Below are 10,346 nucleotides of genomic sequence, written 5' to 3' on the forward strand. Positions count from 1 at the left end.
GCCTATCATGCCCCGTGAAAGCGGGGCACCACACGAGGCTGCGGGCTTCCCGGAAGCCCGGCGTTCCGCGCGCCCTTGCGGCGCGCATGTCGGGCTATCCCGATATGCGCCAGCTGGAAGGGAGGGAATGCAGGAGGGACTAACGGCGCGCCCGCGCCTTCAAACAACAGGGCCGCATCGCATGTCTGCAATAAGGATCGTCGCGCCACGCACAGCGCGGCCGCCCATGCCGTCGGGCAGGAGCGTCAGGCGAAAATGTCAGGAATGCAGCGTGGTGCGGTCGTCAGAGAGGTCCGGGGCGCCCGGGGCGCCCTCGGCATCGGCCATCTGCAGGTAAAGCCGCTCGAGGCGCAGGCAGCGCTCGCGGCACTCGTCGTCTTCGGTTTCCCTGGCAAGCCTGGCACAGGCCATCGCCCGCCGAAGGAGGAACTTCGCACTCGCCACCGGGGCCCTCCGCCATCACGACGATGGTGCATCGCAACACATTTTGTGTTGCGTTGCAATAGTCGCGGCGGAGTCTTTGGTCGAAGCCGGTGGAAAGCCGGCGGCGCTACTGCTTCAGCTGCTCGGCGAAGTAATGCAGCGTGCGGCGGTAAACCTCGGAGCGGTTCCACTCGCGCATCACCTCGAAATTCTGCGTGCCCATGTTGAAGGGCTGCCCGCGCTGCCAGCCATTCATCTTGAGGAGGTTCGCAGTCGAGGCGAGCACGTCCGGCACCGAGCGGCGCAGGTCAACATGGCCGCTGCCGTCGAAGTCGACGCCATACTTGATGTAGGACGAGGGCAGGAACTGGGTCTGCCCGATCTCGCCGGCATAGGCGCCGATCATTTCCTTTTGCGGCAGGTCCTGGCGCTGCAGGATCTGCAGGGCGGCGAACAATTCGCGCTGGAACAGGTCGGTGCGCCGGCAGTCATGCGCCAGCGTCGCCAGCGTGCGGATCACCGGCAGCTTGCCCATGTCGGCGCCGTTGTCGGTTTCCATGGTCCAGATCGCGACCACAAGCTCCTTCGGCACGCCGAATTGCTGCTCGACGCGGGAAAGCAGCGGCGCGTGCTTCTTCATCATCTGCTTGGCGCGATTGACCCGCGCGGCGCCGACTCTGGTCGCGGCATATTCCTCGAAGGTCTTCTTGAAGGTGCCGCGCTGGCGGCGGTCGAATTCCATCACCTTCGGGTCCTGCGTGATGCCGGCAAAGCCCTGCGCGATCACGCCCTGCGAGATGCCCTTGCCGACGGCCTCGCGGGAGAAATTCGCGATGAAGGCGTTGAAATCGCCGCCGCATTGCACGGCGGCCGCGGGCGTCGCGAAGAGGCACAGCGCGAAGATGCACATCGCGGCGGGCAGGGCAGGCAATCGGGGGGACATGCGGAAGGCCTCGGTGTTCGGAAATCCGGGCCAATATCGCACGGCAATTGTGGCTTTAGAAGTGACCGGCCGCGGCAGTTCCGCGCGCCGAAACGTGCATCTGCCCGTTTTGGAGCCAATAAAGCACGCGCCGCGAACGGGTTAGACGCCGACGCGTACCGATGCGTTGGTGTCGCAGTCAGAAACCGGCAAAATCAACTGCGTCCGACATCCCCGTTGCGGCCGGTTGCCACGCGGCGCGTGCCTGAAGGTGAAACGCGCTGCGGCGGGCAAGGTTCGTGTGGCCGGGTCTCTTTTGGATGACGACTTTGCTGCCTTGGCCGGCGCGGCGTCCGCGCTTGGCCTATCATGTGCGAAGCCGAATCGGACCTGCACTTCCATGACATCACTCAAGCGCGCAATCGGCCTTGGGCGGCTGGCGAGGCTCGAGCATCGAACCGAGCGCGTCGCCGCGCGCCCGGTCTTTGTTGCGCGCATGGGGCTGGCGGTCGTGCTGTGGGGCGCGGTGACCACTGCAGGTCTTGCGATCGGTATGGCGGGCTACGCCTATTTCGAGGGGATGGGTCTGGTCGACTCGTTCGTGAACGCGGCCATGATCCTGTCCGGGATGGGCGTGTTCGACGATCTCAAGAACCCGAATGCCAAGGTGTTCGCCGGCTTTTACGCGCTGCTGTCCGGCCTCATCATTCTGATCGCGGCCGCTCTCATCCTGGCCCCGGTGTTTCACCGCGTCCTGCATCGTTTCCATGTCGAGGACGGACCGGAGCGCAACTGAGCGCGAAATGCGCCCCGCCATTCTCATGATGGCGCGGGTGGACCAACCTCAATCAGCGGATAGGGGCCGTGGTCCCGCGCACGGTCGCCCGCACCGCGAGCGGATCGGAGCCCGCAGGCTTGCCGCCGGAGGGCGGCCTGCGTCGCCGGCCGATCGTCATGATCGCCGTGCCCATGGCCGCGCTGCCGAACGTGATCACAAAGCCGAACAGCAGCAGCGCCAGTGCGGTCCCGGGCGAAGCGTCCGACAGGATCAGACCGCGCAGGTTCGCGGGATTGAGCAGTAGCAGCCCGCCCATCAGGATCAGCGCCGCGGCCACGCCGGCCGCAAGATTCACGAGCAGAAGCCGGTAAAGCGGGTCGCGGGGTATGAGACGAACTCCGGGCATGGATGACCAGGGTTTGGGCTGCATCCGGCGGCGTTCTGCTGCCAGAACCGCCTTGGCGTCGAACGGCGAAGCATTGCATACAGGCATGGTGGCAGCACAAGGGCGGAAAGCGATTCATGACAGGTGAGACGACAACCGACGGCAGGCCGCGTGGCTCGCTCACCGTGCGGGTGATCGCGATGCCTGCGGATACCAACGCCAATGGCGACATCTTCGGCGGCTGGGTTCTCTCGCGCATGGATCAGGCCGGCGGCATTGCTTCGGTCGAGCGGGCCAAGGGCCGCGTCGTCACGATCGCGATCGAGGCGATGACCTTCATCCGGCCGGTCAAGGTCGGCGATGTGCTGGAAGTCTATACGGACGTCGAAAAGGTCGGGCGGACCTCGATGAAGATCCACATCGAGGCCTGGGCGCGCCGGTTCATGACGCACCACCACGAGAAGGTGACCGACGCGAATTTCACCTTCGTCGCCATCGACGAGGAAGGCCGGCCGCGTCCGATCCCGCGAGATACGGTCCAGGCCTGAAACGAATATGCCTTTCGCGCGTTAGCAGGGCCGTCATTTAGGATGCATCGATCCGGTGTATCCCCGCCTCACACCGGGTCTGATGGATGGCCAAGACGCTCGTCCTCCTGAATGCACGTGCTGGCGCGATCATCGACGCCGGTGCAGAGCGCGTGTGCGACGCGCTTGCCTCCTCTTTGAAGGACCGCTCGGAGGACGTTGAGATCCGGCTGGTGCGGCCGGGCTCGCTCAGGGATGAAATCGAGCGCGCGGCACAGAGCGAGATTTCCACCTTGATCGTGGGCGGTGGAGACGGCTCGGTGAACGCCGCGGTGCACGCCCTCGGGGGCACATCGAAGACGCTTGGCGTCTTGCCGTTCGGTACGATGAACCTGTTCGCGCGCGACCTCGGCATGCCGGCCAATATCGAAGAAGCCATTGAAGCGATCGGCGATGCGCGGCCGCGCAAGGTCGATCTCGCCCGCGTCAACGGCCGCTCATTTCATTCCCTGTCGGGGCTCGGGTTTTTCAGCGAGATGGCCCGCGCCCGCGAAGAGGTGCGGGGCCACAAGCTCGGGCGATTGTTCGGCGTCGGTCTGGCGGCACTCCGCGCGTTGCAGCGAACCTATCCCTTCACGCTCGATATCCGCACCGATAGCAGGCGCGAGCAGGTGGAAGCGCTGGCGGTGCTGATCACCAACAACCGCTTCGGGCCGGACTGGCGCCGTCCATCCCTCGACGAAAGCGTCCTGGAAGTCCACATCGCCGAGCACGCCGGAGCGCTGTCCAAGCTCAAGGCCAGCGCCAACCTCCTCACCGGCACCTGGCGCAACGACGATGACACCGATGGCATCCGTACGATCACCGCGCGTCATGTCGCGATCGGACGGCGCCGCCCTCGCACCTTCGCCGCCACCGATGGGGAATTGCGGCGCGAGCGTATTCCGCTGCGCTACGAAATCCGGCCCGGCGCCCTGACAGTGCTGTCGCTGTAATCAGGCGCGAATGGCCGGTGCGAGTTCTCCAACCTTTTTCAGGTCGCGCACGAATGCCTCGTATTCGCGTTTTGCGTTGTCGTCGCCGGGCTCTCGGGTCAGGCGCAGGAGATAGGATGGGTGGACGGTGATGAACCCGCTTTGCCCCGCGAAGTCGTAAGGTCCACGCACCTTTGTGACCGACAGCGCTCGGTGCGTCAGCGCCAGAGTCGCAGTCGCGCCAAGCGCCACAACAAGCGCCGGCTTGATCGCCGCGATCTCGCCGTCCAGCCACCAGCGGCAGGCATGAACTTCGCCCGCATTCGGCTTCTTGTGGATGCGCCGCTTGCCGCGCGGCTCGTATTTGAAATGCTTCACCGCGTTCGTGACATAAGCACGGCTGCGGTCGAGGCCGGCATCCGCAAGCGCACGATCAAACAACTGCCCGGCTGGTCCGACGAATGGCTTGCCTGCAAGGTCTTCCTGATCGCCGGGCTGTTCGCCGACAAATACGACCGGCGCGTTGCGCGGACCCTCGCCGAACACGGTTTGCGTCGCGTTCCTGAAAAGCGGGCACCGCGTGCAGGTTTCCGCCTTGCGTCGCATGGCGCTCAAGCTGCCCTCGGCATGGTCCTCCGGCACGCTGTGTTGCGCCTTGCTCTTTGCCATGCGGCCCGCGATCCGTTCCGCGAACAACTCTGGTTGATCGGCTCTCATGTCCATCATCCCGGAAACGCGTGGCGCCGCATCCATCACCATGTCCGGGATAAGCGCGGTTTCGGGCATGTTGTTCCAGAAATCGCGCGGCATGTGGTTGACCATTGACTTCAGTCGCAGGCGCGCCGGATTGAAGGTCGTGCGGTAATAAGTGAGCCAGAGGCCGTCGAGCACCTCGTCGCGCGCTTCGTCGGCCGATCTTTCCGCCGGGGGATTGAAACTGAGCGTGCGGTCCTGCCAGATCGCTGTTCCGCGCGGTGTTGCGATGAGGAAATCCATGTTGCTGAAGCGGTCGACGAAGAACGGCACTGCGCGCCGCAGGATATGATGATGCGGCTCGAACCAGGCCGTATAGACCGTGCGGCCCTCGACCTGGCGTTCGCGAAACCTCAGGAAAGCATGCATCTTGTGGATGTCGCGGCGCACCGAATGCGCATAGTCCATCAGTCGCGCGACATGCGGGTCGCTGGCGCGTTCGGCGAGGTCGCGCTCGCCGCCGCAAATGCGCCAGAGCACGTCGTAGAGCAGGGCGAAGCGGTCGGACGCGCTGTGGCAGACCGCGTCGTGCATCAGCGTGGCAAAGCTGCGCGGAACGCTGATCGCGATGTCCTCGTGCGTATCAGTGGGAAGCTGCGGCAGCAGCGTCGGCTCATCTGGAGAAACGAATGCGACCGATCTCGGCGACAGCGCATGCGCGATACATTGTTTCGCAACCGCGCGAAACGCCGCCTCGTCTGCGTCATGGTCGAGCGTCACCGCGAACATGCGTTAGCCGAAAAGGGACAGTTGTTTTGGCGCGCGCACGAACCGCTCGCGCAGGTGCGCGGCATCGAGCGCACGCGGGCGATGATCGGGCGTCACGATGAATTCACGTGCGCGCACCATCGCTCCGGCAATGCGCGCCACATCGTCATAACGCAGTACGCCAGAGCGCCGCGAAGCAAGAATGCGATCGACGGCGCGCGTACCGAAGCCCGGTACGCGCAGCAAGGTCTCGCGGTCGGCAGCATTGACGTCGACAGGGAAGCGCTCGCGATGTGCCAGCGCGAAGGCGAGCTTCGGGTCGATCTCGAGATCGAGCATGCCGCCGCTCATCGCGCTGCCAATCTCCGGCAAGTCGAAGCCGTAGAAGCGCAGCATCCAGTCGGCTTGATAGAGCCTGTGCTCGCGCATCAGCGGCGCCGGACGGGCGGCGAGCTTCTGCGAGGGATGACCGGTCGGCGAGAAGGCGGAGTAATAAACGCGCTTCAGCGCGTAGGATGAGTACAGCGTCGTGGTCGCGCCGAGGATGGTCTGGTCGGTGGTCGCGTCCGCGCCGACGATGATCTGGGTGGATTGCCCGGCCGGCGCAAAGTGCGGCGGTCTGGTCTTGCCCGCCGGCCGTTTGTGGACTTCTTTCGACGCCTCGATCCGCAGCCGCGTCGCCGCAAGTCCCTTGCGGATGCTGGCCGCACTTTTTTCGGGCGCGAAATCCTGCAAGGCGCTGTCGGTCGGCAATTCCACGTTCATCGACAGCCGGTCGGCGTAGCGACCGGCTTCCGCGATCAGCTCCTCGCTGGCGCCCGGAATCGTCTTGAGATGGATATAGCCGCGAAAGCCGTGCTCCTCACGCAGCGTGCGTGCCACACGCACAAGGTCGGTCAGCGTATCGTCCTCCGACCGTGCGATCCCGGACGACAGGAACAGTCCCTCGATGCAATTGCGCCGGTAAAGATCGAGCGTGAGCTTCACCACCTCGTCGACGGTGAAGCGCGCACGCCGCACATTGCTCGAGCGTCGGCTCACGCAATAGGCGCAGTCATAGATGCAGAAATTGGTCAGAAGGATTTTCAGCAAGGACACGCAGCGTCCGTCCGGCGTGTACGCATGGCAGATACCGGCGCCGGTCACCGAGCCGATCCCCCCGTTGCGGGCGTTGCGCTTTGCGCCGCCGGATGACGCGCAGGACGCGTCGTATTTCGCGGCGTCGGCGAGGATTTCGAGCTTCTGGGCAAGTGAGAGCGGCATGGTTCGTTTAACGCGTGACCGGTCTTAATAGTTCTCGTTTTGTTCTTTAGCTCTGCCGCGCCCGCAAGCGCAAGCTGGAACTCGGGTTCCGTCACGGGAGCAGATCGTCGGGGATGCGGTCCGGCGAATAGGAGCGCGGACGGTTCCGCTGCCAGCTTTTCCAGCCAGCATAAGCGAGGCCAAAGCTCGCAGCGGCGACGCCGAGCGTGTGCAAACTCGGCACTATGAAGAGCAGGACAAGCGGCAGCACGACGAAGATCGCGGCTCCGACCAGCATCGCCGCGCTGACGATGAAATGGCGCGTGTCGTTCAGGCCGCCCTGGAAGGCAATGCGCGCGCGATCGGTCTGCGGGATGCGGCGGTGAAAGTCTCGTACGAAGGCGTGGTAGTCGGAGCGCTGCGCTTCGTCAGCGGTCAGACCGCTATTGCCGCTGAACACTGTCAGCGTGCGCCACGTCCCGAAGTCGATCGTGCAGATGCCGAGAGGCGTCTCGTTGGCCCGCGCAAAGGCCGAGTGCAGGCGGATCGCGCGGATTTCCGAAAACCGGATCGTTCGCGTCTCGCGCTCGCTGGTGAAGGTGAGGCCGCTGTCATCGAGCTTCAGTCCGCGCGTCGAGACCGACCACGCGAAGCCGTCGCCGTCGCGGAAATAGAGCGGATATTCGGTTGCTGGCGCGCTGGCTGTCATCCCATTCAGATTAGCGCGCCGGGCGTGATGCACGAAAGTTCCAATCTTGCAATCCGGGCGCGGTTCACCATGTGAGGCGCGCCATGAACGCAGCCTTCGCAGCACACGCCCGCAGCGCACGCTTCACCCGCTCCGCGACCCGCGCCGAGCGCATCGCCCGCATTGAGTGGCTGGCGACGCTGCTCGACACGCGCTTCGTGATCCCGTTCACGAAATTCCGCTTCGGCGCCGACAGCCTGATCGGCCTCGCGCCGGGCGTCGGCGATGTCGTCACCACGGCGCTGTCGCTCTACATCGTCTATGAGGCGCACAAGCTTGGTGCGCCGAAACATGTGCTCGCGCGCATGCTCGGCAATGTCGCGGTCGACGGCCTGATCGGCGCCGTGCCAGTCGCGGGCGACGTGTTCGATGTGCTCTGGCGCGCCAATCGCCGGAACGTTCGCATCCTGCACGAGCATCTCGATCGGGCAGGGCGGTAGACGCTCTTTTCGCTTGCGCGCTCCTTACCTCCCCCTGAAAGGGGGAGGTCGACTGCCGCCGCGCAGCGATGGCAGTCGGGTTGGGGTCCTTTCCGGAATGTGAAAACAACTTGACCCCCACCCCAACCCTCTCCCTCGCCGGGGAAGGGAGCGCACCGAACGCGTCGTGTGCTACACACCTCCGACAAAATTCATGCTGGGGGAAAACGATGCTCAAGAAACCTGCCTGTCCGGTCATCGCCATCGAGGAGCATTACTGGGACGAGGAATTGTCGGCGACCTATGCCGGCATCGGCCGCGCGACGCACAATCCCGAGCAGGAAAGGCGCCTGCGCGATCTCGGCGAACTGCGCATCCGCGAGATGGACGAAGCCGGCATCGACATGCAGGTGATCTCGCATGGTTCGCCGTCCGCGCAACAACTCACCGGTGCCGAAGGCATTGCGCTGACGAAGCGCGTCAACGATCGCCTCGCTGCAGCGATTGCAAAGCACCCGACGCGCTTTGCCGGCTTCTGCGCGCTGCCGACATCCGATCCGCAGGCCGCGGCGGCGGAACTGGAGCGCTGCATCGGCAACGGCTTCAAGGGCGCGATGATCCACGGTCTCGCAAACGGCGTCTGGCTGGACGACAAGTCGCTGCGTCCGATCTTCGCGGAGGCCGAGCGGCTCGACGTGCCGGTCTATCTGCATCCCTCGATCCCGCACCCCGCGGTGATGGACGCCTATTACAAGGACTACATCAAGGATTACCCGATGGTGATCCGCGCTGCCTGGGGCTTCACGGTCGAGACTGCGACGGTCGCGATCCGCATGATCCTGTCCGGGATGTTCCAGGAGCATCCGAAGCTGAAGATCGTTCTCGGCCATCTCGGCGAGACGCTGCCGTTCCTCGTCTGGCGCATCGATCAGGCGCTGTCGCGGCCGGGCCAGAAGTCGATGAGCTTCCGCGATGTGTTCTGCAAGAATTTCTACGTCACGACATCCGGCTTCTTTTCCAATCCGGCGCTGCTCTGCACCGTGATGGAGATGGGCGTCGATCGCATTCTGTTTGCCGTCGACTGGCCGTTCGTGATGAACCCGCCTGGCACCGCTTGGGTCGACACCATTCCGCTGTCGGACGAGGACAAGGTGAAAATCCTCTCAGGCAACGCGAAGACGCTGCTGAAGTTATGACATTTTGCGTTTGTTCCGGGGCGCGTGGAAGCGCGCCCCGGAATTCAGTCGATGCGTTTGTGCGTTCCGTTTTCAGGCGCGATGCAGCGCTTTTAGTTCAGCACGCTCTGCCTTGGCCGATCGTGTCAAGAATAAGCCCGTTTGAACTAACGCGGCTGGTGGCTCGATTTAGCTGGTAACCGCCGCTGAATGGGTCCATGGTGAAAATGGATGCAGCTTGCGGCCCCGCGATTCGGCCATTGCCTGCGGGTTGCAGATTGGACGACGTCCTCCTCACCATCATCCAGCGTCGTTTGCGTGCTTGCCTTCGTGGTCATAGGCAACCGCGCGATGCAAAAGAATGTGCCGCCAATCAGATGGGTGAGATTAACAAGAATCTTGGCTGCCTGATCGATCTGATCGAGCAGTCGGTCGCGAACGGAGAACACAGATGACGGACCGCCTGCATCAATTCAAGATTGGCGAGTGGGTCGATATCATACCGTCGACACTGCGATCGGCTGCACCCGGTCGCTATCAGATCGTGCGACTCATTCCCTGCGACTCGAACGAGCCGCGCTATTGCATCCGCTCGACGAACGAAAAACACGATCGCGTGGTGCCGGAACATGATCTGCGCCGCGCCGAAGAGGCGGTGGTCTGAGGTCCGCGCGTTTCGGCATGGCCATCTATCGCGGCATCGAGTCCGGGTCGTGATGCGGGACGTTTTGAGTCTGCTGGGGATCAAGCGGCGGTCGATTAATATCGTTGTGCGCGGTGCTACGGCACGTCGTCGTCGCGCGCCGGGCCCCCTTCGGATTCCAGCCGGCTGATCTGTCTCACATCCTGCCGTGAGAATTTCAGGCGTACGCCGGCGCCGAGGCCGTGGCCTTCAGGCACAAAGACCGCGCCGAAGCTCTCGAGCGCATTGCGGATCGCTTCCGTGTGCTTGTCGTCCGGCAGCAAAGCTGCGCCGTACGCTTCCAGCCGCAGCAGATCGTCGAGGGGGATGCGTGCTCTGCTCGCGAGATCCTTCTGGCTGATATCTGCCAGCGCGCGTGCGGCGGCGATCTGGCGTCCGCTGATTCCGGGCATTCAAAATTCCTCCATTCGCGGCACATCATAACGACGCTTGACACAGTTCGAGAAAGAGACTATATTCCTATTCACCTCATCCCAAAGAGGGGCGTGTCCAGGGACGCCACGAGACGCGGGATGAGGGCGGCGCCTGCGGGTGGGGCTCGTAATCCTGCCTCCGGGACGCTCTGGGTCGGCCGTCCGCTCCTAATGAT

General features: G+C 63.9%; 14 protein-coding genes. 7 read left to right on the forward strand and 7 right to left on the reverse strand.

The genetic code is table 11. The annotated features are described in order from the left end of the window. Window positions 1–258 precede the first annotated feature (258 nt). Together VNZ93_RS20905 and VNZ93_RS20910 are read right to left on the reverse strand one after the other, a co-directional pair. Window positions 259–444, reverse strand: coding sequence for a hypothetical protein (locus VNZ93_RS20905; RefSeq protein WP_325709800.1), 186 nt, complete (start codon window positions 442–444; stop codon window positions 259–261). Between the two features lie 106 nt (window positions 445–550). Continuing rightward, entirely contained in the window at window positions 551–1,366 is an 816-nt protein-coding gene (locus VNZ93_RS20910) for a lytic murein transglycosylase (protein ID WP_325709803.1), read from the reverse strand. Window positions 1,367–1,745: 379 nt separating this feature from the next. Between VNZ93_RS20910 and VNZ93_RS20915 the strand changes: the two genes are divergently transcribed. Next, window positions 1,746–2,141, forward strand: a complete 396-nt coding sequence (locus VNZ93_RS20915) for a hypothetical protein (protein ID WP_325709806.1) — start codon at window positions 1,746–1,748, stop codon at window positions 2,139–2,141. Between the two features lie 52 nt (window positions 2,142–2,193). Here VNZ93_RS20915 and VNZ93_RS20920 read toward each other — a convergent pair whose 3' ends face one another. Continuing rightward, on the reverse strand, window positions 2,194–2,553 hold the full coding sequence (locus tag VNZ93_RS20920) for a hypothetical protein (RefSeq protein ID WP_325709809.1): 360 nt from the start codon (window positions 2,551–2,553) through the stop codon (window positions 2,194–2,196). Between the two features lie 92 nt (window positions 2,554–2,645). Between VNZ93_RS20920 and VNZ93_RS20925 the strand changes: the two genes are divergently transcribed. Further along, a complete protein-coding gene (locus tag VNZ93_RS20925) occupies window positions 2,646–3,056 on the forward strand; it encodes an acyl-CoA thioesterase (RefSeq protein ID WP_325709811.1) in 411 nt (136 codons plus the stop codon). Window positions 3,057–3,142: 86 nt separating this feature from the next. Further along, window positions 3,143–4,030: a diacylglycerol/lipid kinase family protein gene (locus tag VNZ93_RS20930; RefSeq protein WP_325709814.1), complete on the forward strand. Its 888-nt coding sequence runs from the start codon at window positions 3,143–3,145 to the stop codon at window positions 4,028–4,030. Here the strand turns inward: VNZ93_RS20930 and VNZ93_RS20935 are convergent, their stop codons facing one another. From VNZ93_RS20935 to VNZ93_RS20945, 3 genes are all read right to left on the reverse strand, one after another. Beyond that, on the reverse strand, window positions 4,031–5,491 hold the full coding sequence (locus tag VNZ93_RS20935) for a UdgX family uracil-DNA binding protein (protein ID WP_325709817.1): 1,461 nt from the start codon (window positions 5,489–5,491) through the stop codon (window positions 4,031–4,033). A 3-nt stretch (window positions 5,492–5,494) separates the two neighbouring features. Beyond that, the gene (locus tag VNZ93_RS20940) at window positions 5,495–6,733 is read right to left on the reverse strand and encodes a putative DNA modification/repair radical SAM protein (RefSeq protein ID WP_325709820.1); all 1,239 of its coding nucleotides are present in this window, start codon (window positions 6,731–6,733) and stop codon (window positions 5,495–5,497) included. Between the two features lie 91 nt (window positions 6,734–6,824). Continuing rightward, entirely contained in the window at window positions 6,825–7,421 is a 597-nt protein-coding gene (locus VNZ93_RS20945; RefSeq protein WP_325709823.1) for a hypothetical protein, read from the reverse strand. A gap of 83 nt (window positions 7,422–7,504) precedes the next feature. On the opposite strand from VNZ93_RS20945, the gene VNZ93_RS20950 reads away from it, so the two are divergent. From VNZ93_RS20950 to VNZ93_RS20965, 4 genes are all read left to right on the forward strand, one after another. Beyond that, window positions 7,505–7,900: a DUF4112 domain-containing protein gene (locus tag VNZ93_RS20950; protein ID WP_325709826.1), complete on the forward strand. Its 396-nt coding sequence runs from the start codon at window positions 7,505–7,507 to the stop codon at window positions 7,898–7,900. Between the two features lie 209 nt (window positions 7,901–8,109). Continuing rightward, window positions 8,110–9,075 carry an amidohydrolase family protein gene (locus VNZ93_RS20955; protein ID WP_325709829.1) on the forward strand — a complete coding sequence of 322 codons (966 nt, stop codon included), beginning with the start codon at window positions 8,110–8,112 and terminating at the stop codon, window positions 9,073–9,075. Window positions 9,076–9,272: 197 nt separating this feature from the next. Beyond that, window positions 9,273–9,509, forward strand: coding sequence for a hypothetical protein (locus tag VNZ93_RS20960; protein WP_325709832.1), 237 nt, complete (start codon window positions 9,273–9,275; stop codon window positions 9,507–9,509). Then, window positions 9,506–9,718, forward strand: coding sequence for a hypothetical protein (locus VNZ93_RS20965; protein ID WP_325709835.1), 213 nt, complete (start codon window positions 9,506–9,508; stop codon window positions 9,716–9,718). Before VNZ93_RS20960 ends, VNZ93_RS20965 begins: the two co-directional genes overlap by 4 nt. A gap of 116 nt (window positions 9,719–9,834) precedes the next feature. Here VNZ93_RS20965 and VNZ93_RS20970 read toward each other — a convergent pair whose 3' ends face one another. Further along, window positions 9,835–10,149, reverse strand: a complete 315-nt coding sequence (locus VNZ93_RS20970; RefSeq protein WP_325709838.1) for an XRE family transcriptional regulator — start codon at window positions 10,147–10,149, stop codon at window positions 9,835–9,837. Window positions 10,150–10,346 lie beyond the last annotated feature (197 nt).

This window comes from Pseudorhodoplanes sp. (genome assembly GCF_035565795.1).
Lineage (GTDB): Bacteria > Pseudomonadota > Alphaproteobacteria > Rhizobiales > Xanthobacteraceae > Pseudorhodoplanes.

What these genes read in the sequence shown, in the direction of transcription:
- VNZ93_RS20920 (WP_325709809.1), bottom strand. Translation starts at nt 2,553, where the DNA reads ATGCAGCCCAAACCCTGGTCATCCATGCCCGGAGTTCGTCTCATACCC.
- VNZ93_RS20940 (WP_325709820.1), bottom strand. Translation starts at nt 6,733, where the DNA reads ATGCCGCTCTCACTTGCCCAGAAGCTCGAAATCCTCGCCGACGCCGCG.
- VNZ93_RS20930 (WP_325709814.1), top strand. Translation starts at nt 3,143, where the DNA reads ATGGCCAAGACGCTCGTCCTCCTGAATGCACGTGCTGGCGCGATCATC.
- VNZ93_RS20960 (WP_325709832.1), top strand. Translation starts at nt 9,273, where the DNA reads ATGGTGAAAATGGATGCAGCTTGCGGCCCCGCGATTCGGCCATTGCCT.
- VNZ93_RS20935 (WP_325709817.1), bottom strand. Translation starts at nt 5,491, where the DNA reads ATGTTCGCGGTGACGCTCGACCATGACGCAGACGAGGCGGCGTTTCGC.
- VNZ93_RS20945 (WP_325709823.1), bottom strand. Translation starts at nt 7,421, where the DNA reads ATGACAGCCAGCGCGCCAGCAACCGAATATCCGCTCTATTTCCGCGAC.
- VNZ93_RS20925 (WP_325709811.1), top strand. Translation starts at nt 2,646, where the DNA reads ATGACAGGTGAGACGACAACCGACGGCAGGCCGCGTGGCTCGCTCACC.
- VNZ93_RS20915 (WP_325709806.1), top strand. Translation starts at nt 1,746, where the DNA reads ATGACATCACTCAAGCGCGCAATCGGCCTTGGGCGGCTGGCGAGGCTC.
- VNZ93_RS20955 (WP_325709829.1), top strand. Translation starts at nt 8,110, where the DNA reads ATGCTCAAGAAACCTGCCTGTCCGGTCATCGCCATCGAGGAGCATTAC.
- VNZ93_RS20965 (WP_325709835.1), top strand. Translation starts at nt 9,506, where the DNA reads ATGACGGACCGCCTGCATCAATTCAAGATTGGCGAGTGGGTCGATATC.
- VNZ93_RS20970 (WP_325709838.1), bottom strand. Translation starts at nt 10,149, where the DNA reads ATGCCCGGAATCAGCGGACGCCAGATCGCCGCCGCACGCGCGCTGGCA.
- VNZ93_RS20910 (WP_325709803.1), bottom strand. Translation starts at nt 1,366, where the DNA reads ATGTCCCCCCGATTGCCTGCCCTGCCCGCCGCGATGTGCATCTTCGCG.
- VNZ93_RS20950 (WP_325709826.1), top strand. Translation starts at nt 7,505, where the DNA reads ATGAACGCAGCCTTCGCAGCACACGCCCGCAGCGCACGCTTCACCCGC.